General features: G+C 63.1%; 24 protein-coding genes and 1 pseudogene. 15 read left to right on the top strand and 10 right to left on the bottom strand.

The window, feature by feature from the left end:
* Window positions 1-82: 82 nt before the first annotated feature.
* Window positions 83-637: a nucleosidase gene (locus tag M1L53_RS29285; RefSeq protein ID WP_054187796.1), complete on the top strand. Its 555-nt coding sequence runs from the start codon at window positions 83-85 to the stop codon at window positions 635-637.
* Between the two features lie 19 nt (window positions 638-656).
* Here the strand turns inward: M1L53_RS29285 and M1L53_RS29280 are convergent, their stop codons facing one another.
* Together M1L53_RS29280 and M1L53_RS29275 are read right to left on the bottom strand one after the other, a co-directional pair.
* Window positions 657-1,436, bottom strand: a complete 780-nt coding sequence (locus M1L53_RS29280) for an META domain-containing protein (RefSeq protein WP_054187783.1) — start codon at window positions 1,434-1,436, stop codon at window positions 657-659.
* A 35-nt stretch (window positions 1,437-1,471) separates the two neighbouring features.
* On the bottom strand, window positions 1,472-2,071 hold the full coding sequence (locus M1L53_RS29275; protein WP_003944690.1) for a TetR/AcrR family transcriptional regulator: 600 nt from the start codon (window positions 2,069-2,071) through the stop codon (window positions 1,472-1,474).
* A 106-nt stretch (window positions 2,072-2,177) separates the two neighbouring features.
* Here M1L53_RS29275 and M1L53_RS29270 point away from each other — a divergent pair, with 106 nt between their 5' ends.
* On the top strand, window positions 2,178-2,744 hold the full coding sequence (locus M1L53_RS29270; RefSeq protein ID WP_003944689.1) for an NAD(P)H-dependent oxidoreductase: 567 nt from the start codon (window positions 2,178-2,180) through the stop codon (window positions 2,742-2,744).
* Window positions 2,745-2,814: 70 nt separating this feature from the next.
* Here the strand turns inward: M1L53_RS29270 and M1L53_RS29265 are convergent, their stop codons facing one another.
* Complete coding sequence (locus tag M1L53_RS29265) at window positions 2,815-3,642, bottom strand: siderophore-interacting protein (protein WP_054187782.1); 828 nt, start codon at window positions 3,640-3,642, stop codon at window positions 2,815-2,817.
* A gap of 291 nt (window positions 3,643-3,933) precedes the next feature.
* On the opposite strand from M1L53_RS29265, the gene nrdH reads away from it, so the two are divergent.
* From nrdH to nrdE, 3 genes are all read left to right on the top strand, one after another.
* Window positions 3,934-4,164, top strand: a complete 231-nt coding sequence (gene nrdH / locus M1L53_RS29260; protein WP_003944717.1) for a glutaredoxin-like protein NrdH — start codon at window positions 3,934-3,936, stop codon at window positions 4,162-4,164.
* An 82-nt stretch (window positions 4,165-4,246) separates the two neighbouring features.
* A complete protein-coding gene (gene nrdI / locus M1L53_RS29255; RefSeq protein ID WP_003944767.1) occupies window positions 4,247-4,726 on the top strand; it encodes a class Ib ribonucleoside-diphosphate reductase assembly flavoprotein NrdI in 480 nt (159 codons plus the stop codon).
* Window positions 4,684-6,867, top strand: coding sequence for a class 1b ribonucleoside-diphosphate reductase subunit alpha (gene nrdE / locus M1L53_RS29250; RefSeq protein ID WP_054187781.1), 2,184 nt, complete (start codon window positions 4,684-4,686; stop codon window positions 6,865-6,867). The genes nrdI and nrdE overlap by 43 nt, the downstream gene beginning before the upstream one ends.
* A 61-nt stretch (window positions 6,868-6,928) precedes the next feature.
* Here the strand turns inward: nrdE and M1L53_RS29245 are convergent, their stop codons facing one another.
* Entirely contained in the window at window positions 6,929-7,141 is a 213-nt protein-coding gene (locus tag M1L53_RS29245) for a hypothetical protein (RefSeq protein WP_003944723.1), read from the bottom strand.
* Window positions 7,142-7,153: 12 nt separating this feature from the next.
* The gene (locus M1L53_RS29240) at window positions 7,154-8,071 is read right to left on the bottom strand and encodes an SPFH domain-containing protein (RefSeq protein WP_003944699.1); all 918 of its coding nucleotides are present in this window, start codon (window positions 8,069-8,071) and stop codon (window positions 7,154-7,156) included.
* A 170-nt stretch (window positions 8,072-8,241) separates the two neighbouring features.
* Here M1L53_RS29240 and nrdF point away from each other — a divergent pair, with 170 nt between their 5' ends.
* Window positions 8,242-9,207, top strand: coding sequence for a class 1b ribonucleoside-diphosphate reductase subunit beta (gene nrdF, locus M1L53_RS29235; RefSeq protein ID WP_003944744.1), 966 nt, complete (start codon window positions 8,242-8,244; stop codon window positions 9,205-9,207).
* Between the two features lie 71 nt (window positions 9,208-9,278).
* Here nrdF and M1L53_RS29230 read toward each other — a convergent pair whose 3' ends face one another.
* The 3 genes from M1L53_RS29230 to M1L53_RS29220 all read right to left on the bottom strand — a co-directional run bounded on the left by M1L53_RS29230 (window position 9,279) and on the right by M1L53_RS29220 (window position 11,957).
* Window positions 9,279-9,752 (bottom strand): NUDIX domain-containing protein, encoded by a 474-nt coding sequence (locus M1L53_RS29230; protein WP_054187780.1) that lies wholly within the window; start codon window positions 9,750-9,752, stop codon window positions 9,279-9,281.
* 65 nt (window positions 9,753-9,817) lie between these two features.
* The gene (locus M1L53_RS29225) at window positions 9,818-10,912 is read right to left on the bottom strand and encodes an iron-siderophore ABC transporter substrate-binding protein (protein WP_054187779.1); all 1,095 of its coding nucleotides are present in this window, start codon (window positions 10,910-10,912) and stop codon (window positions 9,818-9,820) included.
* A 49-nt stretch (window positions 10,913-10,961) separates the two neighbouring features.
* Window positions 10,962-11,957 carry an ABC transporter substrate-binding protein gene (locus M1L53_RS29220; protein ID WP_054187778.1) on the bottom strand — a complete coding sequence of 332 codons (996 nt, stop codon included), beginning with the start codon at window positions 11,955-11,957 and terminating at the stop codon, window positions 10,962-10,964.
* Between the two features lie 350 nt (window positions 11,958-12,307).
* Between M1L53_RS29220 and ctaD the strand changes: the two genes are divergently transcribed.
* From ctaD to M1L53_RS29200, 4 genes are all read left to right on the top strand, one after another.
* Window positions 12,308-14,098 (top strand): cytochrome c oxidase subunit I, encoded by a 1,791-nt coding sequence (gene ctaD / locus M1L53_RS29215; protein ID WP_020907234.1) that lies wholly within the window; start codon window positions 12,308-12,310, stop codon window positions 14,096-14,098.
* Between the two features lie 116 nt (window positions 14,099-14,214).
* A complete protein-coding gene (gene serB, locus M1L53_RS29210; RefSeq protein ID WP_003944761.1) occupies window positions 14,215-15,435 on the top strand; it encodes a phosphoserine phosphatase SerB in 1,221 nt (406 codons plus the stop codon).
* Entirely contained in the window at window positions 15,432-16,217 is a 786-nt protein-coding gene (locus M1L53_RS29205) for a peptidyl-tRNA hydrolase (protein WP_063836273.1), read from the top strand. The genes serB and M1L53_RS29205 overlap by 4 nt, the downstream gene beginning before the upstream one ends.
* Window positions 16,218-16,254: 37 nt before the next feature.
* Window positions 16,255-17,049, top strand: a complete 795-nt coding sequence (locus M1L53_RS29200) for a membrane protein (protein WP_311053611.1) — start codon at window positions 16,255-16,257, stop codon at window positions 17,047-17,049.
* Here M1L53_RS29200 and glgX read toward each other — a convergent pair.
* Window positions 16,962-19,004: pseudogene (glgX, locus tag M1L53_RS29195) on the bottom strand (glycogen debranching protein GlgX); the annotation flags it as partial. The gene M1L53_RS29200 and the pseudogene glgX sit on opposite strands and share 88 nt — an antisense overlap.
* 51 nt (window positions 19,005-19,055) lie before the next feature.
* Here glgX and M1L53_RS29190 point away from each other — a divergent pair.
* Genes M1L53_RS29190 through M1L53_RS29170 form a run of 5 tightly spaced genes read left to right on the top strand, consistent with a single transcriptional unit; the run spans window position 19,056 to window position 23,771 of the window.
* The gene (locus tag M1L53_RS29190; RefSeq protein ID WP_003944728.1) at window positions 19,056-19,877 is read left to right on the top strand and encodes an ABC transporter ATP-binding protein; all 822 of its coding nucleotides are present in this window, start codon (window positions 19,056-19,058) and stop codon (window positions 19,875-19,877) included.
* A 56-nt stretch (window positions 19,878-19,933) separates the two neighbouring features.
* Window positions 19,934-20,752, top strand: coding sequence for an NUDIX domain-containing protein (locus M1L53_RS29185; protein WP_003944751.1), 819 nt, complete (start codon window positions 19,934-19,936; stop codon window positions 20,750-20,752).
* 10 nt (window positions 20,753-20,762) lie between these two features.
* Window positions 20,763-21,542 carry an enoyl-CoA hydratase/isomerase family protein gene (locus M1L53_RS29180; protein ID WP_003944701.1) on the top strand — a complete coding sequence of 260 codons (780 nt, stop codon included), beginning with the start codon at window positions 20,763-20,765 and terminating at the stop codon, window positions 21,540-21,542.
* A 53-nt stretch (window positions 21,543-21,595) separates the two neighbouring features.
* Window positions 21,596-22,612, top strand: coding sequence for a class I SAM-dependent methyltransferase (locus M1L53_RS29175; RefSeq protein ID WP_054187776.1), 1,017 nt, complete (start codon window positions 21,596-21,598; stop codon window positions 22,610-22,612).
* A 1-nt stretch (window position 22,613) separates the two neighbouring features.
* Window positions 22,614-23,771, top strand: a complete 1,158-nt coding sequence (locus tag M1L53_RS29170) for a THUMP-like domain-containing protein (protein WP_054187775.1) — start codon at window positions 22,614-22,616, stop codon at window positions 23,769-23,771.
* A 1-nt stretch (window position 23,772) separates the two neighbouring features.
* Here the strand turns inward: M1L53_RS29170 and M1L53_RS29165 are convergent, their stop codons facing one another.
* Window positions 23,773-25,080 (bottom strand): PQQ-binding-like beta-propeller repeat protein, encoded by a 1,308-nt coding sequence (locus M1L53_RS29165; RefSeq protein WP_054187774.1) that lies wholly within the window; start codon window positions 25,078-25,080, stop codon window positions 23,773-23,775.
* Window positions 25,081-25,118: the final 38 nt, after the last annotated feature.

Below are 25,118 nucleotides of genomic sequence, written 5' to 3'. Positions count from 1 at the left end.
CGCAGTGTGGCCATGAATGGACTCTAGCGATGTGAGCAGGCGCGTGCAGTGCCACCGTATCCGGGGCGGTACGGTCGCGCACATGAGTGCGAACAACGTTCTGGTGGTCAGTGCGACGAAGTCGGAAGCGGCATACGTGCCGCAAGGATGCGAACTGCTGGTCACGGGGATTGGAAAGGTCAGTGCTGCAACAGCAGTCGCCTCTGCTCTCGCGCGGTACGAGCGGGATGATCTGCCGCTGGTCGTCAACATCGGGACAGCCGGTGCGCTGCACGCGCAACACGGCGGCCTCTATGTTCCCGGCGTCGTCATCAATCACGACATCAGCAGCACCGCGATCCGAGCGCTGGGGCACGACGTCGCGGACCGTTTGGTGCTCGCCGGCGGTGACGACTCGGTGTTGGCGACCGGCGACGCATTCATCGCCGACGCTGCAACCCGGGACGCCCTTGCACAGCGAGCCGATCTGGTCGACATGGAGGGGTTTGCCATCGCATTCGCCGCGCAGGCTGCGGGTGCTACCTGCCGACTCGTCAAACACGTCAGCGATCACGCGGACGACTCGGCCTTGGACTGGCCCGCGATGATCGATGCCAGCGCCCGCGAGTTGGGGCGCTGGCTGCTTGACAACGTCTGATCGAGCCTGCAGCGTCTGGTCAAGCCTGCGCAGTCAGTATCAATCCGGTGTCGTCGGGCTTGCGCAGGGTCAGCGTGTCGGCGTCGACGGTGTAGCTTACTTCGCCGTCGAGCACCGCCAGGATCTGGCGCTCGATGTCCATGTTCTCCTCGGGGCAAGCCATACGCGTGGTTGCCATCGGCGTGAACGTGACTGTGGTGTCGGACGTCTGGGCGCTTCCGGTCATGCGATTGCATCCGGTGCTCCCGCTGACCGAACCGTCTGCGGCAATCGTCAGTTCGGGAGCTGACGTCTCCAGAGCCAGGCTCGTACTGATCGCATCGGGACTGATGAGGGACGTGACAGTCCACGTCGTGCCCTGCAGCGGTCGATCCGGCGTGACGATTTTCTTGTCCTGCAGGGTGACTGTGGCGTCCTTCGATGTCAGGACGAGGGTGTCGCCGTCGAGGCTCCACGCCGGCGCGGCGGTCAGCAATGTTGTTGTCCAGGAGTCGGATTCGGCGATGCCGGGAGGGCAGCCCATCATGGTCGACGCCATGGTGCCGGTGGTCAGCTTGCCGTCGGTGAACTCGACCGAACCGTTTGCCGTGTTGCATCCGGCGCTCGCGGACACTCGACCGGCCTGGCTGAAGTCGAGAGTCAGCGGGCCGCCGCCGGGAATTTGTGTTCCATCCACGGAGGTCGAGATGAACACACGACCGGAGGGATCCGTCTTGTCCTCGGGGGAGTCGGACGAAGCGGAGCAACCGCTTACCGCGGCGATGGTCAGGAGGCCGATGACGGCAGCTGCGATGCGCATGGGCTCACATTAAGTGGTGGGACGGATCGGGGGAGTCAACATCGAGTAACGCGCCGGGCAAGGTCTTCCCAGCCGGCGGCCAGACGCTCGGTGGTCATCCCGAGATCGCGCACCTGATGAAGGACGAGCGACGCTTCGAGTGGTGCCAACAGTGCTGAAGCGAGCAGATCGAGGTCGCCCTCGACGCCGGCTCCTCGAAGAAGCCCGATGACGTGAGCGATGCCGAGCGCCCGGGCCGGACCGCCGAAGCGGTATTCAGGAGCGTTTTCCGCTGCTCGGAGGACTTCGCCCTGTACTTCCACCATGGCAATCCGGGCTCGGCCGAACGCGATGAGGCGCTCGATCGGCGGCGCGCCCGGACCCAACGGTGGGGGGCCGAACATGAATGCCTGCTGCAGTTCTCGCTCGGTGTGATCGAGCAATGCCTGCATCAGTCCCGATCGATTGCCGAAGCGCCGAAAAACTGTGCCCTTGCCCACACCGGCCCGGCACGCGACAGCATCCATCGTCACCGCGTCGACACCTCGCTCGGCAACGAGGAGGGCTGCGGCGTCGAGCAGAAGTACGCGGTTACGTGCTGCGTCACCGCGCTCGACCGGCGCGGCGCCGATCTGGGGGAGGGGGATTGCGCTCACGGGATCAGGTTACAGGGCCGGGGAATGTAAGTGGACCGCGGTCCGTTTAGTTGATATAACTTTCAACCGGAGCCACCAACCGCACCACTCTCGAAGGAAACTCGCTATGTCACAGACCAATGTTCTCGTTCTCGTCGGCAGCCTGCGCGCCGGATCCGTCAACCGCCAGCTTGCCGAGACGGCTGTGTCCGCCGCGCCCGAGGGTGCAACGCTGACGGTCTTCGAAGGCCTCGCCGACGTCCCCTTCTACAACGAAGACATCGACGTCGAGGGTGCTTCCATTCCCGCTGTCGACGCACTGCGCGCCGCTGCGAGCGACGCTGACGCGTTCCTGCTCGTCACCCCCGAATACAACGGCACCATCCCCGCAGTTCTGAAGAACGCCATCGACTGGATCTCGCGTCCGTACGGTGTCGGTGCAGTCAAGGACAAGGCTGTCGCAGTCATCAGCGCTTCGCCCAGTGGCAACGGCGCCAAGTGGGCACACGAAGACACCACCAAGGCAGTCCGCATCGCCGGCGGCAAGGTCGTCGAGGACACCGCACTGAGCATCGGTGGAACCGGCGCACTGTTCGGTGAGCTGCACCCGCGTGAGAACGCAGAGGTGCTCGCTCAGGTCTCCAAGGTCGTCTCCGACCTCGTCGACGCCGGCAAGCAGCTCGTCAACGCGTAATCCGTTTCACGAGTGAGGGCCATGCCGGAAGGTATGGCCCTCACTCGTATGCGAGTCACGCCCATATGCGCTAAAGCCCTTCGCGTTCCATCGCGTCGTCGACGGCGTCGCGAACCGACTCGAAATCCTTGCCGGCCATCATCGCTTCGCCCATCGCAGCATCGATACGGTCGGCGACGGCGGCGTACCGACGCTCCCAGTTCTCCTTGTCCTCCCGCCAGTAACCCATCACGTGCATGCGGGTTGCCGGGATTTCCCATGTTCGACGCAGGTGAGTGCGGATGCGTCTGGCGGCCGCGGCCTCGACTGCACACCAGATGTAGCCCTCGCCGGGGGGCAGGGCAGCGCTGGCCAATTCGGCGAGCAGCGAGTCCGATTCCTCGATCCATCGGTAGTGAGCGTCGGCGCGCGTCGTGAACGTCTGCTGTTCACTCGGCGCGGGTACCTGCGCGATGACGTGGATCGGTAGACCGTCGGGTGCTTCTTCGAGAATTCGCCCGATCGCGGGCAGAGCGGCGTGATCGGCGACCATCAGCAGCCAGTCGCAACCTGCCGGCGGCGTGAACCACCCGCTCGCCGTCGAGAGGTGAACGGTCTCGCCCGGTTGCGCAGTCGCGGCCCAGAGTGCCGCGCCGCCGTGGCCGTGGAGAACGAAGTCGATCTCCAGTTCGTTCTTCGACGGCTGCCAGCGCCGGACCGTGTAACTACGGGCGTGAGGGGGATCGAGGGGGAATCTGACGAGCACCCGTTCGTCGGGGCTCCCGCTCGTCTCGAAGTCGCTCAGGCCCTCCCCACCGAAGGTGATTCTGCGCATCAACGGTGTCACCTGCTGTGTTCTCGTCACGGTTGCCTCGTGGCGTGGAGCCTCGTCCTTCGGGGGTGTTTCCACGACGCTCATGGTAGGTCCGTGGCGCGGCTCCGAGAGGCTGGCGAGCACAAAAAGAAACTGTGACGCGCGACACGCCGACGCGCCGGGAAATGAAGGCGCTGAACTGGGGCGACCTGGGAATTCCAACGATGTGACTCACAACATCTCGCGTTATGTGTTTCTGTCGGCCACTAGGTGTAGTGTCTTGAGCACTGAGAGACCACAACGCGGAACGCCTCGAGCGAGACTCCGGCAATCGGTCGTATCGGTGCTGAACATCACTACATCGGCCTTTGTTGGCTAAGCGAAAGAGGGACTCTCATGAGCATCACCGTCTACACCAAGCCCGCTTGCGTTCAGTGCAATGCCACCTACCGCGCCCTGGACAAGGCCGGTCTCGAATACAACGTCATCGACATCACCGAGGATGCCGAAGCCCGCGACTACGTCATGGCTCTCGGGTACCTCCAGGCACCCATCGTGGTTGCCGGTGAAGATCACTGGTCGGGCTTCCGTCCCGATCGCATCAAGACCCTGACCGTCGCTGCTTGAAGCGCCGCAGTGTCGGCGGTGGACACCTCCGCCGACACATCTGAGTAGTTCCGGGCACCGTACAAGAAAATGGTGACAACCGATGACTTCGCTGGTCTATTTTTCCAGCGTGTCGGAGAACACCCACCGATTCGTTCAACGTCTCGGCCTGCCTGCGACACGTATACCTATCCATGACCGTGACGGCTCATTTCGTGTAGACGAGCCCTATGTGCTGATTCTGCCCACCTATGGTGGCGGGGTCACCGTGACAGGGCGCGACACCAGTTATGTACCGAAGCCGGTCATTCGTTTTTTGAACAATCCACACAACAGGTCGTTGATCAGAGCAGTGATCGCGGCGGGAAACACCAATTTCGGTGAGTCCTTTTGCTATGCAGGAAACATCATTTCCCAGAAATGCCACGTTCCTTTTCTGTACCGGTTCGAACTCATGGGCACTGCCGAGGACGTCGACCGGGTACGAGAAGGCTTGGGGGAGTTCTGGAATCATCTCGAAACAGAGAAGGAGCACGGGCAGTGGCGCCAACCATCACTGACACGATCGCGGCAGGAAGCGTAGAGCGTGATGCGCGCGGCGGCGATTCCACCAACGGTCTCGACTACCACGCACTCAACGCCATGCTCAACCTGTACGGCGCCAACGGTGAGATCCAGTTCGAGATGGATGTCGCTGCAGCCCGTCAGTACTTCTTGCAGCACGTCAACCAGAACACCGTGTTCTTCCACAACCTCGACGAGAAGCTGGACTACCTCGTCGAGGAAAACTATTACGAGCCCGAGGTTCTCGATCAGTACTCACGTACTTTCGTGAAGTTCCTGATCGATCACGCGTACGCCAAGAAGTTCCGCTTCCCGACGTTCCTGGGTGCATTCAAGTACTACACCTCCTACACGCTCAAGACCTTCGACGGTAAGCGCTACCTCGAGCGTTTCGAAGATCGTGTCTGCATGGTTGCGCTCACCCTGGCCGCAGGCAACGAAGACCTGGCCGTCGAACTCGTCGACGAGATCATCGCCGGACGCTTCCAGCCCGCCACCCCGACGTTCCTGAACTCGGGCAAGAAGCAGCGCGGTGAGCCCGTGTCCTGCTTCCTGCTTCGTATCGAAGACAACATGGAGTCCATCGGTCGCTCCATCAACTCGGCACTGCAGTTGTCCAAGCGCGGTGGCGGAGTTGCCTTGCTGCTCACCAACGTTCGTGAGCACGGCGCCCCGATCAAGAAGATCGAGAACCAGAGTTCGGGTGTCATCCCGATCATGAAGCTTCTCGAGGACTCGTTCTCCTACGCCAACCAGTTGGGTGCGCGTCAGGGCGCCGGTGCTGTGTACCTGCATGCGCACCACCCCGACATCTACCGGTTCCTCGACACCAAGCGTGAGAACGCCGACGAGAAAATCCGTATCAAGACGCTCTCACTCGGCGTCGTGATCCCGGACATCACGTTCGAACTGGCGAAGAAGAACGAGGACATGTACCTGTTCTCGCCGTACGACGTCGAGCGCATCTACGGAGTTCCGTTCTCCGACATCAACGTCTCCGAGAAGTACTACGAGATGGTCGACGACAAGCGAATTCGCAAGTCCAAGATCAAAGCTCGCGAGTTCTTCCAGACCGTCGCCGAATTGCAGTTCGAATCGGGCTACCCCTACATCATGTTCGAGGACACGGTGAACCGGGCAAACCCGATCGAGGGCAAGATCACGCACTCGAACCTGTGCTCGGAGATTCTGCAGGTTTCGACGCCTTCACTGTTCAACGACGACCTGTCCTACTCGAAGGTCGGCAAGGACATCTCCTGCAACCTGGGTTCGCTGAACATCGCGAAGACCATGGACTCGCCCGACTTCGCCAAGACCATCGAAGTGTCGATCCGCGGATTGACGGCAGTGTCCGACCAGACGCACATCTACTCGGTGCCGTCGATCGAGCAGGGCAACAACGACTCTCACGCCATCGGCCTCGGTCAGATGAACCTGCACGGATACCTCGCTCGTGAGCGGATCTTCTACGGCAGCGAAGAAGGCATCGACTTCACGAACATCTACTTCTACACCGTGCTGTTCCACGCACTGCGTGCGTCGAACAAGATCGCCATCGAGCGCGGCTCGTACTTCAAGGGTTTCCTGGAGTCGAAGTACGCCTCGGGTGAATTCTTCGACAAGTACACCGATCAGGCTTGGGAGCCGGCAACCGACAAGGTTCGCGGACTCTTCGCCGATGCGAAGCTGCACATCCCCACTCAGGACGACTGGCGTGAGCTGAAGGCTTCGGTTCAGAAGCACGGTATCTACAACCAGAACCTTCAGGCCGTCCCGCCGACCGGCTCGATCTCGTACATCAACTACTCCACCAGCTCCATCCACCCGGTGGCGTCGAAGATCGAGATCCGCAAGGAAGGCAAGATCGGCCGCGTCTACTACCCGGCGCCCTACCTGACCAACGACAACCTGGAGTACTACCAGGATGCCTACGAAATCGGGTACGAGAAGATCGTCGACACCTATGCTGCCGCAACGCAACACGTCGACCAGGGCCTGTCGCTGACGCTGTTCTTCAAGGACACCGCAACCACTCGCGACATCAACAAGGCGCAGATCTACGCGTGGCGTAAGGGCATCAAGACGCTGTACTACATCCGTCTGCGTCAGATGGCACTCGAAGGCACCGAGGTCGAGGGCTGCGTTTCCTGCATGCTGTAAAGGGCTCCGCCCCCGTGCGCCTTTTCGGTTGTGGTTACTACCGAAAAGGCGCACAGGGGTATCAGGCCGGCGGGCGGCCGGGACCGTGCATCTTGCCGGCATTCTTCGGCATACGACCGTGTTCGGTGAGTGCGCGCCGAAGGAGAAACTCGATCTGGGCGTTGGTACTTCGGAGATCGTCGGCGGCCCAGCGGGCAAGCGCGTCGTGTACCGCTGGGTCCAACCGAAGCAGGATCTTCTTACGCTCGGATCGCGGAGCTGGATCCGTGGCCATGTGGCCTTTCCTTTACTGGTAGAGCGAACCGGTGTTGAGCACCGGTTGTGCGTCGCGGTCGCCGCACAGCACGACCAGAAGGTTGCTGATCATCGTCGCCTTGCGTTCCTCGTCGAGTTCGACGACGTGCTTTTCCTCGAGCTGCTTGAGTGCCATGTCGACCATGGACACCGCACCTTCGACGATTTGCTTGCGGGCGGCTATCACAGCACCCGCTTGCTGGCGCCGAAGCATCGCGCTGGCGATCTCCGGTGCATACGAGAGCCTGTTGATGCGTGTCTCGATAACTTCGACACCCGCCGCACGCACGCGGGCGTGAACCTCCTCCGACAAGGTGGTGGTGATGATGTCGGCGTTCTCGCGCAACGAGACTCGGCCTTCGGCGTCGTACGGGTAGCTACCGGCGATATGGCGGACGGCCGCCTCGGTCTGTACGGAGACGAACTCCTCGTAATCGTCCACCTGGAACGAGGCGAGCGCTGTGTCGGCCACCTGCCAGACGACCACCGCCGAGATCTCGATGGGATTGCCGTCGGCGTCGTTCACTTTCGCCTGACCGGTCTCATGGTTTCGGATGCGCGTCGAGATCGATCGACGGACCGTCAGCGGGTTTGTCCATCGCAGTCCCGGCGTGCGCAAGGTGCCGCTGTACGAGCTTCCGAGAAGTTGCAGAACTCGGGCTTGATTAGGTTGCACCAAGGTCAGGCCCATCAGGAGGGGGAGTGACGCGATGAACAGCACCACTCCGACCGGAATCAGGGCGAAGAGTCCCAGAACTCCGCCAACGACGGACAGCGCGATTCCGGCCAGGAAGAGAAGGACGCCGCCGAGGAGCATCCAGCTGCCGGACAGGTCCCAGCCTGGGCGTTCGGCGATCGTTGTGGTGGCGACACCGGTCGGTTTCTCGGCCACGGTGGGTGTGCTGGTCATGCGAGACTCGCTTTCCATCGGTAAGTGATATTTAATTGATATCACATTTTTTGTACTCGTGGAGGGGCGCGTGCGACACATGTTGTTGTGTTGGCATCGCGGACCCGACACAACGGGTAGTGTTCAGGCAAGCCAACATTCGGCAGTATCTCTCTCGCTAGGTAGGAATTATGGTCAAGCTGGTCAGTCGCGTTTCCGCCATCAACTGGAATCGCGTCCAGGACGAGAAGGACGCCGAGGTATGGGATCGCCTCGTCAGCAACTTCTGGCTGCCCGAAAAGGTGCCGGTCTCCAACGACATCCCGTCCTGGGGAACGCTGACCGCGCAGGAGCAGCAGCTCACCATGCGCGTCTTCACGGGCCTGACGCTGCTCGACACCATCCAGGGAACGGTCGGCGCCGTCAGCCTCATCCCGGACGCGATCACTCCCCACGAAGAAGCGGTGTACACCAACATCGCCTTCATGGAATCGGTGCACGCGAAGAGTTACAGCTCGATCTTCTCGACGCTGTGCTCCACCCCCGACATCGACGACGCGTTCCGCTGGTCGGAGGAGAACCCCAACCTGCAGCGCAAGGCGCAGATCGTTCTCGACTACTACAACGGCGAGTCGCCGCTCAAGCGCAAGGTCGCATCGACGCTCCTCGAGAGCTTCCTCTTCTACTCCGGCTTCTACCTGCCGATGTACTGGTCCTCGCGAGCCAAGCTCACCAACACCGCAGACCTCATCCGCCTCATCATCCGCGACGAGGCTGTGCACGGGTACTACATCGGCTACAAGTACCAGAAGGGCCTCGAACAGCTCACCGAGGCCGAGCGTGAAGAGCTCAAGAACTACACGTTCGAGTTGCTCTTCGAGCTCTACGAGAACGAGGTCGACTACACCCAGGACCTCTACGACGGCGTCGGTCTGACCGAGGATGTCAAGAAGTTCCTGCGCTACAACGCCAACAAGGCGCTCAACAATCTCGGCTACGAAGGCCTCTTCCCGAAGGACGAGACGGACGTCAATCCGGCTATCCTGTCGGCACTTTCACCGAATGCGGACGAGAATCACGACTTCTTCTCCGGCTCGGGTAGCTCCTACGTCATCGGCAAAGCCGTCAACACCGAAGACGACGACTGGGACTTCTAGAGCGACCTACACGCCGAAGCCCGACTCCTGCACACGCGGGAATCGGGCTTCGGCCGTGTATTGAGAGCGGGCTAGCGCTGAAACCACGCTTCCGGCTTGTCCTGCAACGCTTTTGCGAGGCGCAGACGCGAGGTTTCCGTCATGTCCGAAGGCAGTTCGCTCGGCGCGAACCACGCGACCTCGAGGTTTTCGTCGTCCGCCACGTGTGCATCTCCGTCGGTCCACCTGGCCAGGAAGCAGACGTCGAGGTACTGAGTCACGTCACCATTGGGGTACGTAATGGGTTCTGTGACATCGATACTCGTGATCCGAACCAATTCGGCGTCGACGCCGGTTTCTTCCTTCGCCTCGCGCACCGCCGCCGCCGACGGTTCCTCCCCAGGCTCGAGAACGCCGGACACGACGGCCCACTGACCGTTGTCGGCGCGGCGGGTGAGCAGGACCCGACCGTCGTCGTCGCGGATCACGACGCTCACTCCGGACAGCCAGAGCGGCGCATGACCGACCTTCTCGCGCAGTGCAACAATGAATTCGGGGATCGGCATGTCAGAACCCGAACTTCACAGCTGGGGCGAACCGCTTCGAATGTCGGAGTTGTGGTTCGTTCCGGTCAGCTCGCATATCCGTTCAAGGTTCCCTTCAAGTCCGCCAATACGGCACGGGCAGCAGTCATCCCGTTTCCGTTCCAGATGTCGTCTTCCGCTACGAACACACGTCGGTCTGTGGCAGCGGCGAGGTCCTGCCACTGGTCGCTCTTCATGATCTCGGTGCCGTAGGTACGGCCGTTCGGCCCGTCGAAGAGGACGTAGATCAAGTCCCCTTCGGCGGCGCTGAGATCGTCGGCCGGAATCGGTGCCGTGGTCGCATCGGTCAATCGCTGCGCCGGTGGGCGCCGGACGCCGACGTCGCTGAGGATCTGTCCGGCGAAGGATGCAGGGCCCTCGATCTGCAGGTCCTTCGAACCGAACCGAACCACTGATGCCTGCGTCTGCGATGCATTCAATGCGTCGCCGAGCTGCACGACGTCCTGCTGGTAGCGGTCGAGCTCCGTCGCAGCCGCGGACGAACGGCCCAGTGCCTGGCCGGCGAGGGCGAACTGCGCTTTCCAGTACACAGGATCCGAGCCCGCGAACACGGTGGGGGCGATGGCGTCGAGTTGCCCGTACAAGCCGTCGGACGCCGGACTGGACCCGAGGATCAAGTCCGGCGCGGCGGCCTTCACGGCGTTGACGTCAGGTGCGCTCACGGGGCCGACACTCGGAATCTCCGAGATGCCGAAACCCAGGTACGACGGTTGAGGTGAGTCGACACCGGTCGCGGCGCCCACTACCCGCTCCCACAGGCCGAGGGCGCACACGGCGTCCATCGAGACGCTGTCGAGGACCACGATCCGTTGGGGATCGGAAGGAACCTCGGTTTCACCCGCAGTGTGTACGACTCGACGCTTCACCCCGGGGCCCGCTCCCGGGTCGGCTTGCGTCGGCGTCGGGCACGCGGTGGCGGTGTCGCGTTCGATGCCCATCACGCCGGCACCGGCGATCGACGTAGTGGTCCGGACGATGGTGCTCGCGGGATCGTCCGACGAGTCGGACGAGCAACCACCGAGGACGAGCATCGTGGCGGCGATCCCCAGGATCGAGACACGACGAACGGACGTGCGGGCGGTCGTGCGTGAGAGAACAGACGTGCGTGAGAGAACAGACAAGTCGACGGCTTCCTGTGTGAGCGGGCGCCGTTCAGGTTAGCTGTTCGACTCAGCTGTTCTGCTTGTCCACCTCGAACGTGTCCGAGAGGTCGTCGAGGATCATGTGCGCGCCCTGGATGCTGACCGGCGACATCCACCGTGAATCGTCCACGTCCACCTTGCGCCCCCTAAGGGTCTGCCACAGCGGGCTCTCGAGGAATGGCTTCGCAGCTTCGGCGCTCTTGCCCTCGGCGTCCTGCCAGGTGCTGATGAAGATGACGTCCGCGTCGGCTTCGTTGATCAGCTCGGGGCTGATCTTCATCATGATGTTGCCGGCATCGGCGGGGTCAGGTCCCTGGTTGTCCGGGCGCTTCAGCCCGGCATCCTGAAGAACGATGCCGCTGAACGAGGTAGTGCGGTAGAGGCGTGCGGTCGGTTCACCGGCGAACCGGACTACCGAGATGACCGGGTTGTTCGCCTTCTCGTTGATTTCCTTGCCGACGGCAGCCGCGCGAGTTTCGTATTCGGAGATTTTCGCCTCGGCCAGCGATTCCTTGCCCAGCGCTTGACCGACTACACGGATGTTGTCCTTCCACGTCGGACCGGTTGTCTGGGTGAAGACGGTGGGCGCGATTGCGGAGAGCTGCTCGTAGTTCTTCCCGTCGCGGACCTCGGCGGAGATGATGAGGTCCGGCTGCAGTGCGGCGATCTTCTCGAGGCTTGCACTGCTGACCGTCCCGACCGAGACTGCGTCCGGGGCGAATTCCTCTCGGGAGGATCCGAGGTAGTCGGGCAGACCGGGCTCGCGGTAGTCGACGTAGCCGACGAGCGGGGATTCGAGGAGAAGGACGGCGTCGGTGAAGCTGTTGTCGAGCGCGACGATCCGCTGGGGTGCGGCCGGGATTTCGGTGCTTCCGCGGAAGTGCTCGACGGTACGGGGAAATGCGCCCGACTCGGTCGAGTTGGTGTTTGCAGCGGGCTCGTCGTTACTCGAGCACGCTGGAACGACCAAGGCGATCGACGCTGCGACCGCTACCAGCGCGGCCCGGCGGGGAAAGAATTTCACTGATTGGCTCCTGAGATGAGTTAGGCGAGGGTGACCTTATCAGTGGAGGGGTTGGCCGAAAACGGACACCGACCGAATTCTTCGACGCGCACGACACGCCGATTCGGAAGTGGGTTCGGACTCCCGGGGGAACATAAACCGCAGGTCGTTCGTTCGGTGCCGTGAAAAACGGATGCTCGAGTACGACGCAGAGTAGGACCGGGTCGCGGTGCCTCGGAGTCACGGTCTACGATTCGATGAGCGCAAGCCAGAAGCCGTTGTCCGCAGCCCGGGCGACGGACCCTGCGGGCGCAACCAAGGGCTCTTTGACGGAGTCTGCGGAGCGACCAAAGGCACATTCAGGAGGATCAGTGACTGCCGTAGCGCCCCAGCCAGTCCCCACGATAGCGCCGGCCAGGCCTTACCCGCCGCGGCAGGGACCCAAGGGCTCATTCATTTTCAAGATGATCACGACCACCGATCCCAAGGTGCTCGGAATCATGTACTTGGCGACTTCCATCGCCTTCTTCCTCATCGGTGGCCTCATGGCACTGATGATGCGTGCCGAACTTGCTGTACCCGGCATGCAGTTCCTTTCCAACGAACAGTTCAACCAGCTGTTCACCATGCACGGCACGATCATGCTGCTGCTGTACGCGACCCCGATCGTCTTCGGCTTCGCGAACTACATTCTTCCGCTCCAGATCGGTGCACCCGACGTCGCGTTCCCGCGCCTGAACGCGTTCAGCTACTGGCTGTACCTGTTCGGTGCGATCATCACGACAGCCGGATTCGTCACGCCCGGTGGCGCAGCAGACTTCGGTTGGACGGCATACACGCCGCTGACCAGCGCGCTGCACAGCCCCGGCGTCGGCGCCGACCTGTGGGTCTTGGGTCTGGCCGTCGCCGGCCTCGGCACCATCCTCGGTGGCGTCAACATGGTCACCACCGTGATCTGCCTGCGCGCACCCGGTATGACCATGTTCCGCATGCCGATCTTCACCTGGAACATCTTCATCACCAGCATCCTGATCCTGCTGGCGTTCCCGCTGCTGACCGCTGCATTCATGGGCTTGTTCGTCGACCGCCATCTCGGTGGGCACATCTTCGACCCGGCAACGGGCGGTGTGCTCCTGTGGCAGCACCTGTTCTGGTTCTTCGGTCACCCCGAGGTGTACATCATCGCGCTGCCGTTCTTCGGCATCGTCTCGGAGATCTTCCCGGTCTTCAGCCGTAAGCCGATCTTCGGCTACAGCGGCCTGGTGTACGCAACGTTGGCCATCGCCGCTCTGTCGATCGCAGTGTGGGCCCACCACATGTACGCAACCGGCGCTGTTCTCCTGCCGTACTTCTCGTTCATGACGTTCCTGATCGCCGTGCCGACAGGCGTGAAGATCTTCAACTGGATCGGAACGATGTGGAAGGGGCAATTGACCTTCGAATCACCGATGCTGTTCTCGATCGGCTTCCTGATCACCTTCCTCTTCGGTGGTCTGTCGGGTGTCATCCTCGCGAGCCCGCCGCTCGACTTCCACGTCACGGACAGCTACTTCGTCGTCGCCCACTTCCACTACGTGGTCTTCGGTACGGTCGTGTTCGCCACGTACGCCGGTATCTACTTCTGGTTCCCGAAGATGACCGGCCGCATGATGGACGAGCGTCTCGGCAAGTGGCACTTCTGGACCACGTTCGTCGGCTTCCACGGCACGTTCCTCGTCCAGCACTGGCTCGGTGCCGAAGGTATGCCGCGTCGTTACGCCGACTACCTACCCTCGGACGGGTTCACGGTTCTGAACTCGGTGTCCACGATCTTTGCCTTCGTACTCGGTGCCTCGACGCTTCCGTTCATCTGGAACGTCTTCAAGAGCTACCGCTACGGCGAGGTGGTCACCGTCGACGATCCGTGGGGTTACGGAAACTCGCTGGAGTGGGCAACCACCTGCCCGCCGCCGCGTCACAACTTCACCGAGTTGCCGCGCATCCGTAGCGAGCGTCCGGCGTTCGAGCTGCACTACCCGCACATGGTGGAGCGGATGCGCGCGGAAGCGCACGTCGGCCCCGGCCACGGCGGGAAGAACGCCAGCACCGTGCTCGAAGATGCTCGTCACGAGCCGCTCACGGTCGGGGACGAAGGCGACCCCGGAACCGACAGCCGCTCCTGAGTGAAGTAACACACTGAAGTAATCAGCGAAGGCCCCGCCCGAGTAACGGGTGGGGCCTTTCGCTTGGCACAATAGTGACGATCAAGACGCGAACGAAGAAACGATCGGAGTTTTCGGTGGGTGCCTCTGACACCACTGTTCTGGTGACTGTGACCGGGCCGGACCGCCCTGGCGTCACCTCGGTACTGTTCGCGGCGCTGTCGCGGCACGATGTGCGTCTACTCGACGTGGAGCAGGTGGTGATTCGAGGTCGACTGACACTCGGTGTCATGGTTGCCTGCCCGAACGATCCCGAAGCGCTTCAGGAAGAACTCGAACAGGCGATGGCGACGGTCGGAATGAACGTCGACATCGAAATCGGTGCCGATCCCGGACGGCCCGCGGTGTCCACCCACGCGGTCGTTGTTCTCGGTAGCCCGGTCAATGCTCGCGCAATGCGATCGGTTGCACGCGAACTCGCGAAGCAGGGCGCAAACATCGATTCCATCCGTGGTGTCGCCGACTATCCGGTCACCGGCCTCGAACTCAGCGTCAGCGCGGCCGATACGGCCGACGGCGACGCGAAGCTGCGCACCGGACTCGCCGAGGTCGCCGCTCTCGAAAACGTCGACATCGCGGTCGAGCGCGCAGGTCTCGCTCGCCGGGCCAAGCGTCTGATCGTGTTCGACGTGGACTCGACGCTCGTCCAGGGCGAGGTCATCGAGATGCTCGCCGCGAAGGCCGGCGTCGAGGACGAGGTCCGCGCCGTCACCGAAGCTGCGATGCGCGGCGAGATCGACTTCACCGAATCACTGCACCAGCGTGTGGCGACACTCGCCGGTCTCGACGCCTCCGTCATCGACGAGGTGGCAGAGAGCATCGAACTGACGCCGGGTGCGCGAACCACGATTCGCACCCTGCGCCGTCTCGGATTCCACTGCGGCGTGGTGTCGGGTGGCTTCCGGCAGGTCATCGAAGGCCTCGCACACGAACTCGAACTGGACTTCGTGCACGCCAACACCCTCGAAATCGTCGACGGCAAGCTGACCGGACGTGTGATCGGTGAAATCGTCGACCGCGCCGCGAAGGCCGTTGCGCTGCGCAAGTTCGCCGATCAGGTCGGTGTGCCGATGGAACAGACCGTCGCCGTCGGTGACGGTGCCAACGACATCGACATGCTCAACGCCGCGGGCCTGGGCGTGGCGTTCAACGCCAAGCCTGCGTTGCGGGAGGTCGCAGATGCTGCGTTGTCGCATCCCTTCCTCGACGCTGTGCTGTTCATTCTCGGTGTGACCCGCGACGAGGTCGAGGCTGCGGACGCCGTCGACGGTGGCGTGCGACGCGTACCGATTCCATGAGTTCCGATCCAGCATTCAGTTCCGATCCAGCTGTGATGTCCGGCCCCGATTCGCGCTGGCGCGAGCGCCACGCGGTGCTGGCTGCTGGGTACGGAGGGCGAGACGATCCCGCGGATCCGGCGCTGGTGTTGGCGATGCCGATCGTTCTGCACATTCCGAAGGCAGACCCGCCCAAGCGCACCGCACTGCTCGAGGCTGCGGCAACGGCGGCTGTGGCGCTGTGTCTGGACGAACGCGTCGGGTTCACCGAAGACGGGGAACCCGGCCCCTGGCACGAGGACTATTCGGCGTGGGTGGGTGCCCGGATTCGGAAGGTGTCTCGTCGAGCGCGAGGAGCGCAGTGGCTCGCCGCGCAGGAGGTACCGGGAATCACCGTCGATGTGGATGGCGCGCAGGCGCGGGCTCTGGTTCCCGGGCCGGTCGGAGAACTGGACCCGCGAATCAAGAAGTTGCAGATCGGTGGGACCGATCTCGAGCACGACGAGCCTGGCCCGCCGGAGCCTGGTCTTCCGGTGCTGTGGATCGACTCGGCGCTCGAGATGACGGTTGGCAAGGCGTCGGCACAGGTCGGGCATGCCTCGATGTTGTTGGCGGCGGCCATGTCCGAGAAACAGTGCTGGGCCTGGGCGCAGAACGACTTTCGCTGCTCGGTGCGCGACGCGAGCCCGGAACAGTGGGCCGAAGCAGTAGTTCGGCTGAAGAAGTCGGAGGCCGTCGCGGTTCGTGACGCTGGTTTCACGGAAGTGGCACCAGGCTCCATGACAGTCATCGCGGTTCCGTAGAGACGCAACCGACCAGTCCAGTATCGGCAACTTGGCTATGGATGAACAGTCCAGTGGCCTTCAAGATGGTCGGGTGTTGATACGGAGATTCGCCTCGCTGTTCGTTGGTCTGTGTTTGTACGGCTTCTCGATGGCCATGATGATCACAGCCGGTCTTGGTCTGGATCCCTGGGATGTGTTCCATCAGGGCGTGGCCGAGCATGTTTCGCTCAGTTTCGGCGTGATCACTGCGATTACCGGTGCGGTGGTACTGCTGCTCTGGATTCCGATCCGTCAGCGGCCGGGATTCGGAACGGTCGCCAATGTCGTTGTAATTGCCATCTCGGTGGATACCTCACTGGCCTTCTTGCCGGTCTTTGATTCCATGCCAGTTCGAGCCATGATCATGGTCGCGGGAATCCTCCTCAACGGACTGGCCAGCGTTCTCTACATCGGCGCGGGCATGGGGCCGGGCCCCCGCGACGGATTGATGACCGGACTGGTCGCTCGCACAGGTCTGTCGGTCAGGCTCGTGCGTACCAGCATCGAGATCGCGGTCCTCACGACCGGATGGCTCCTCGGTGGAACCGTCGGCGTCGGAACAGTGTTGTACGCCTTCGGGATCGGACCGACCATTCAATTCCTCATCAAGGTGCTGCCGGATTCCATGACAGCAGCGGTGACCGGAGGACGTGTCACGGAACGTAAGGCCAAGACCGTGGGGCCGGTCAGCGAAATCTCGGTGCCGACGGGAACTTCGGCCGTGGAGGCAGGTTCTCCGGTGGGTGAAGCCGAATCGAACGATGCAGTCAAGGTGCCGTCGAACCATTCCGGAGTGCCGACGGTGACCTGAACCGGTCCACCGGAATGCAGGATCAGGAGCCAACTGTCGTCACCGAGTGGGCGCCCGGTTCGAGTGTGAGACCGAACGTCGGCTCCGTCGATCCAGGCCTGCAGCGTTCGGTGACTCTCGTCGTACCATGCGGTGTCGTCGAATTCGACGCCGGCAGCGTCGAACCAGACGAGGTCCGGGTGCTCCAGTCTTCTTCTGCCTTCGAAGAATTCGGGCTGACGCAACGCCGGTGCCGTTCGGCGTAATCCGAACGCTCGGGAGACGAACTGCACCAACGACTGATCGGCCGCCGTCCAGTCCAGGGCCCACGAATCGGCTGGGGAGGCAAGTGTGGGAACACAATACGCGTTGTTGTTTCCGCCGAGACTGTGGCCGAACTCGTCTCCGGCGGTGAGCATCGGTGTGCCTGTCGACAGCACGAGCGTGGCCAGTAGCGCCCGTACATGACGTGCTCTGGCGTCCTGAATCTCGGGATCGGTGCTCGGGCCTTCGATTCCGTGGTTGAACGAATCGTTGTGATCGGCGCCGTCACGATTGTCTTCACCGTTGGCTTCGTTGTGCTTGTGGTTGTACGCGACCAGATCGGCGGCGGTGAACCCGTCGTGCGCTGTGACGAAGTTGATCGACGCCCAGGGGCGACGGCCGCTGCCGGCAAAGATGTCCTCGGAACCGGCGAGGCGCGACGCGACCTTCCGGACGCTGGAGCCGCCGTTCCAGAACTGGCGAATGGTGCTGCGGTACTTGTCGTTCCATTCCGACCATTGGAGTCCGAAGTTTCCGACCTGGTAACCGTCGGCAGTGGCATCCCACGGTTCGGCGATGAGCTTGCACCGGGTCAGTACCGGATCGGAGGAGATGGCGGACAGGATGGACGCCCGCTGGTCGAAGCCGCCGCCGCGCGGCCTACCCAACGCGCTCGCGAGATCGAATCGGAAGCCGTCGACACCCATTTCGGTGGCCCAGTAACGGAGGCTGTCGGTGATCATGCGGACGGCGATGGGGGAGCAGGCGTCGACCGTGTTGCCGCACCCGGTCAGGTCGATGTCGCGGCCGTCGCCGTCGAGAAGGTAATAGCCGGGGCCGTCCAAACCTCGCCAGCTGACACTGATTCCGTCGACACTTTGCTCGCAGGTGTGGTTGTAGACGACGTCGAGGACGACCTCGATGCCTGCCGCGTGTAGTGCGTCGACCATGATCCGGAACTCGGTGACTTCGCCGCCCGGAGTTGCCGCGTATCCGGGATGCGGGGCGAAGTACGACGCCGTCGAGTATCCCCAGTGGTTGCGCATCCCTCGCTCGCGGACGCTGTGTTCGGTCAGAAATGCCTGTACGGGAAGCAGTTCCACGGCAGTGACGCCGAGTGAGACGAGGTGATCGATCACGGCCGGTGCCGTCAGGCCGAGGTACGTTCCGCGGTGGGCGGCGGGTACTCCTGGATGACTGGCGGTGTACGCGCCCACATGCAGTTCGTAGATGACGCTTTCCTCCCACGGCGTCTCGAGGCGGGCTCCGGCGGGCGCGAGGCCGGGAGTCACCACGGACAGCGGCACGTGGCCGAGCGAGTCGACCGTCGACGGGTCGCCGAAGGGATCGTCGGCGTACGACAGGAGGGCACGGTGATCACCGAGATCCCCCTCGATGCGGCGCGCCCACGGATCGACGAGCAGCTTGTGTGGATTAAGTCTCAGCCCGGCGCGCGGATTCCACGGGCCGGACGCCCGAATTCCGTAACGCTGCCCCGCACCGATCCCGGAGATGATTCCGTGCCAGATTCCGTACGTGTGTTGCCGAAGTTCGACGCGATCTTCGTTTCCGTCCTGGTCGATCAGGCAGATCTGGACGCTCGACGCAGCTGGGGCGTGGACCGCGAACTGGGTTCCGGAGTCCACGATGTGGGCGCCGAGTGGGAACGGAGACCCGGGCGTCGGGGTGTGAGTTTCGATGAGAGGCGACACGCAAGATGATCCTGCCGTGAACGGCCGGAGAATGTGCGGGAAGATGTTCGGGTGCCGCTACCTGATCCAGATCTGCTCATCGATTTCGACAACGTACTCATTCGTCGGGGAGGGTCCACTCTCGTGGGGCCCGTCACCTGGAAAGTGGAGCTGGACGAGCGATGGGTGGTGCTCGGGCCCAACGGTGCCGGCAAGACCTCGCTGCTGCGTATCGCGGCCGGTGAGACTTTCCCGACCAGTGGTTCTGCCCACCTCCTTGGCGAAGTTCTCGGCAAGGTCGACGTCAACGAGTTGCGCCCGCGAATCGGTTTGTCCTCGTCGTCGTTGGCGAACCGCGTGCCCGGCGACGAGAAGGTCAGCGACCTCGTCGTGTCGGCGGGCTATGCCGTTCTCGGTCGGTGGCGCGAGGAGTACGAATCCATGGACACCTCGCGCGCTGTGGAGATGCTCGAAAGCCTCGGCGCCGAGCACCTGGCGGATCGGACGTACGGGACGCTTTCCGAAGGCGAGCGCAAGCGCGTCCTCATCGCGCGAGCCTTGATGACCGATCCCGAACTTCTTCTCCTGGACGAGCCCGCCGCCGGGCTCGATCTCGGTGGACGTGAGGAACTTGTGGCTAGACTCGCCGAACTGGCTGCCGATCCGGACGCCCCGGCTACCGTTCTGATCACCCATCACGTCGAGGAAATCCCGCCGGGATTCACCCACGCACTCCTTCTCAAGGAAGGGGAGGTCGTCTCTCAGGGCCTTCTGGACGACGTCATCACCGCCGAAAATCTGAGCGCGGCATTCAGCCAGTCCATCAGCCTCGACAAGGCGGACGGCCGATACTTCGCGCGCCGTGCGAGGCCGTCCGGAGCTCATCGCGCGTGAGCTTCAGTGGGACCTGAAATGCGGCCCAGATCACAGATCGCGTAGGTTCGCGAAGCATGGCTAACGAGAATGCAAACGCTGTCCCCGAGCCCAAGGATGCGTCGACCGTCATCTTGGTGCGCGATGCCGAATCCGGGATCGAGATCTTCCTTCTTCAACGAGTACAGGGGATGGCGTTTGCCGGGGGCATGACGGTATTCCCCGGCGGCGGCGTCGACAAGTCCGATGCGACGGCCGAGGTCGAGTGGGCCGGACCGTCGGTCGAATGGTGGGCCGAGCGGTTCAGCACGGATGTGGCTCGGGCGAAGGCTCTCGTCTTGGCTGCGGTGCGGGAAACTTTCGAGGAGTGCGGCGTCCTACTCGCCGGACCGACCGCGGACACCGTCGTCGCGGACACGGCCGGCTACGCACAGGACCGAGTAGCTCTCGAAAAGCACGAGCTGTCGTTCAGCGATTTCCTGAAGAAGGAGAACCTGGTCCTGCGAACGGATCTGCTGCGGCCGTGGGCGAACTGGATCACGCCGGTGGGCGAGACCCGCCGCTACGACACGCGCTTCTTCGTCGCAGCGTCACCGACCGGACAGATCGCGGACGGCGTCACCTCCGAGGCCGCCGAGGTTCGTTGGCAGAGCCCGCAAGACGCGCTGGCGCATTGGCGGGAGGGTGGCAGCATCCTGTTGCCGCCGACGTGGAGTCAGCTGACCGAATTGGCCAAGTTCAGTTCGGTGGCGGAGATACTCGCAGCCGAGCCGGAGATTCCCGTCATCCTGCCTACGTTGATCACCGACGAGGAAACGCTGCGCGTCGAGTTCCCGAACCAGGACGGTTACTACGTCGCCGGGCCGCATCCGTGGTCGGTCAAGGCGGCAAAGTAACCTCTCGACCATGGCTGAATTTGTGACTCTCGAGGTTTCCGAAGGCATCGGCACCATCCGTCTGGCGCGTCCGCCCATGAACGCTCTGAACCGTCAGGTTCAGGACGAGTTGGCTGCTGCCGCACACGCTGCGACCGTCGACAAGGCAGTCAAGGCCGTCATCGTCTACGGCGGCGAGAAAGTCTTCGCAGCAGGTGCCGACGTCAAGGAAATGGCCGAGATGGACTACGGCCAGATCCGTGACGCGATCGGCGGCATGCAGGCCGGACTCGGCGCCGTGGCGTCCATCCCGAAGCCGACCGTTGCCGCGATCACCGGATACGCACTCGGCGGTGGACTCGAAGTTGCACTCTCGGCCGATCGCCGGATCGTCGGAGACAACGCCAAGCTCGGAGTTCCGGAGATTCTGCTCGGAATCATTCCCGGTGGCGGCGGAACGCAGCGTCTGGCTCGTCTGATCGGTCCGGCCAAGGCCAAGGATCTGGTCTTCACCGGCCGTTTCGTCGGGGCTGACGAGGCATTGGCCATAGGTTTGGTCGACGAGGTCGTCGCTCCCGACGACGTGTACACCGCGGCCCGGACATGGGCCTCGCAGTTCGTCGGGGGAGCGTCACGTGCGTTGGCTGCTGCCAAGGCAGCCATCGACGAGGGTCTGAACACCGACCTGGAATCCGGGCTCAAGATCGAGCAGCATCTGTTCGCCGGATTGTTCGCGACCAAGGATCAGGCGATCGGCATGGAGTCGTTCATCGCCAACGGTCCGGGCAAGGCCGAGTTCACGGGCGAGTAGGCTCCCCTAAACTAGAACTTGTTCATCTCTTACCAGCGAGTAGGATAGCCGCCATGACAGCCAGCCCGAATGACGACGCAACCGTCACGCCGCCCGCCGCTACCGACACCTCGGTAGTCGACCCCGCGCCGCGGCCGCACGCCACGGCCGAAGAGGTCGAGGCCGCTCGTAAGGACACCAAGCTCGCCCAGGTGCTCTACCACGACTGGGAAGCCGAAACCTACGACGACAAGTGGTCCATCTCGTACGACGAGCGCTGCATCGACTACGCACGTGGTCGTTTCGACGCCGTCGCGGGCGATCAGCCGCTCCCGTACGAGCGCGCGCTCGAACTCGGTTGTGGCACCGGATTCTTCCTCCTGAACCTGATGCAGGGTGGAGTCGCCAAGACCGGTTCGGTCACCGACCTCTCGCCCGGCATGGTCAAGGTCGCACTGCGCAATGCCGAAAGCCTCGACCTTCCGGTCGACGGCCGTGTTGCCGATGCCGAGACCATTCCGTACGAGGACAACACCTTCGACCTGGTGGTCGGCCACGCCGTGCTGCACCACATTCCGGACGTCGAGAAGTCGCTGCGTGAGGTCCTTCGTGTCCTCAAGCCCGGCGGACGTTTCGTCTTCGCCGGTGAGCCCACCACTGTCGGCAACTTCTACGCCCGCTGGCTCGGCCGCGCGACGTGGGAAGCAACCACACGCGTGACCAAGCTGCCGTTCCTCGCAGACTGGCGTCGTCCGCAAGAGGAACTCGACGAGTCTTCTCGTGCAGCAGCTCTCGAAGCTGTCGTCGACATCCACACGTTCGACCCCACCGACCTCGAGAACATGGCGAAGTCTGCGGGCGCCGATCAGGTCCACGCTGCCACCGAGGAATTCGCCGCGGCGCTTCTCGGCTGGCCTGTCCGTACCTTCGAAGCGGCTGTTCCGCCGGAGAAGCTCGGTTGGGGCTGGGGGCGTTTCGCTTTCGGTGGTTGGAAGACACTCAGCTGGGTCGACGAGAAGGTGCTCCGCCACGTCGTTCCTCGCGGATTCTTCTACAACGTCATGATCACCGGCGTGAAGCCCGGCAACTGAATTGGGTTATGACTTCACCCTCGGCGACGTCGACTATCTCGGAAGTGATTCCGGCGTAGCTGCCTTGGCCGAGGTGGATCAGCTCGAACTGTCCACGCGTACGCGTCTGGCCGACATCGGCCGGGCGCGTACGCGTTTCCGTGATCACATGCCTGCGCTCGTGGACACCGTCCTGCTTCGACGTAGAGCCGCCGCCAAACTGCCGGGCAGTGAGCAATGGTTGTTCACGGACGACGCGATGCAACAAGCCACTCCCGGCGTTGTCGCGGCCCACCGCGCGCAGCGTCTGATCGGGCGCGACGTCCACGACGTGACGTGCTCCATCGGCGCCGAACTGCATGCCTTGACCGGAGTTGCGCATCGCGTGATCGGCAGCGACATCGATTCCGTTCGCCTGGCGATGGCACAGCGCAATGTGCCGAGCGCAGCGTTGCTGCGGGCCGACGCGCTCCGCCCGACGACACGCGACACCGTCGTACTGGCAGACCCCGCACGGCGATCGGGCGGTCGCCGCACTCACGATCCGGCAGCGTTGATGCCACCGTTGCCGGACCTCATCGAGGCGTACTCCGGCCGTGATCTCGCGGTGAAGTGCGCTCCGGGACTCGATTTCGACAATCTGGGCTGGGACGGGGAAGTCGAGGTCGTCTCACTCGACGGCGGCGTCAAGGAAGCCTGCCTGTGGTCGACGGGACTGGCCGAGTCCGGCGTCACGCGTCGAGCTTCGGTGCTTCGCTCCGACGGGAGCGGGTGGGCGATCACCGACGCCGAGGACGACGTGATTCCGGAGCAAGCGCCGGGGGAGTGGATCATCGACCCGGACGGAGCGGTAGTGCGCGCGGGCCTCGTGCGCCACTACGCGGCCAGACACGGCCTCTGGCAGCTCGATCCACGCATCGCTTATCTGACCGGTGACAGCGTCCCTGAGGGAGTTCGCGGATTCCGGATCCTCGAGCAGATCAAGTACTCCGAGAAACTGCTCAAACAGACACTGTCCAAGCGGGACTGCGGTGTGGCCGAAATCCTGGTGCGAGGAGTCGACGTGGACCCGGCAGTGCTGCGTCCACGGCTCAAGCTCAAGGGCTCGCGTGCTCTGAGCGTCGTGATCGTGCGGATCGGACGATCGGCGTCGGCCTTCATCTGTGAGGCGTCCCGCTAGCTCACTTGAAGACGAACAGCTCACCGATTGCGCTGGGCGTCAACACTTCGCCCTTGGGGCCGATCGAGGTGCCGACGGTGAAGCCGACTGCTCCCGGCAACGTGTCCTGATCCACCGTCTCACCGGTTTCGGTGTCGAAGGTGATCAGGCTCAGTCCGTTCTCACCCTTGCGTACGACGGTGTATCCGGTGTTGCCGGCGGTCTGCGCCGGAACGCCCAGTTGCAGAAGGTCTTTACGTTCCCAGGCCAGTTCGGCGTGATCTCCCTCGTCGCGCACGGCAAGGAGGTGGCCCTTGTCGCCGCCGGCGGGAATGATCAAACCGTCGTCGGACGTCGAGGCACTACCGGCCGAGTTGAAGCCGATGTCGTAACTCCACCTGGTGTCACCGGTTTCGGCGTTCACTGCCCAGAGAGATCCGTTGTTGTCGGTGGCGTAGACGGTCTTGCCGTCCTTCGACAGGTCCGGGCTCGACGCCGTTCCACCGGGAAGCGCGTCGGTGGACCACTCGCGGGTGATGGACGGATTGTCGCCGCCCGTGTACTTCATGGCCACCAGATCGGCTGCCTGAGAACTGGGTCCGTAGAAGGTGAAGTAGAACTTGCCGGTGCCCAGGTCCACTGCCGGGGTATTGGCCACCGGGCAGCCGGACGTGCCGAGGAAGCACTCGTTCAAACCCTTGTTGTCGGGAATGAGTTCTGCATTCGCGCCCTGGTCGATCGACGGCGGCGGGATCAGGTCGAACGACGGAACCACTTTTGCGCCGGTCTGCGGGTTGAGCACGTTGATCTGACCCAATTGGGTGATGAACAACAGGTTTCCGTCGCCGGTGAACTGTGACGAGAGAGGAGTGCCCACAACGAGCGTGCGCCAACGCAATTGACCAGTCTCGGTGAAGGACATCATCGCGCCGCTCTCGCCGACGTAGACATTGGTGGCAGTGTCGACGATGGGCGTCGAGGCGACTACTCCGTCGTTGAGTCGAGCGCACCACTTCTTGCGACCCGAATCCATCTGGAACGAGAAGAGATTGCAGCCGTTCTCGGTGCGCGCGGTGACGAAGCTCTGACCGTTCGCGGCCACCGAGGCGTACGCGGCAACCGGACCGCCGAGAGGGCGTGACCATGCGAACTCGACATCGCGTGATCCGGTGACCGGGCTCGTGTCGCTGTTGCGGGCGTCGGCATGCATGGCCGGCCAACCCGCCGACGCGTACCGGTCCACCCGTCCGTCGTCGCTGCCGCAACCGGCGATCAGGGCCGCAGCGATCGCCGTCGACACCATCACGGACGAACGTAGGACCCGCCGCATCACAATCTCCCTGCCTTCACTTGATCAAGAGCCCTCGG

Source organism: Rhodococcus sp. T9N (assembly GCF_024436645.1).
GTDB classification, from domain to species: Bacteria; Actinomycetota; Actinomycetes; order Mycobacteriales; family Mycobacteriaceae; genus Rhodococcus_F; species Rhodococcus_F qingshengii.
This window is presented reverse-complemented; position numbering and strand designations above follow the sequence as displayed.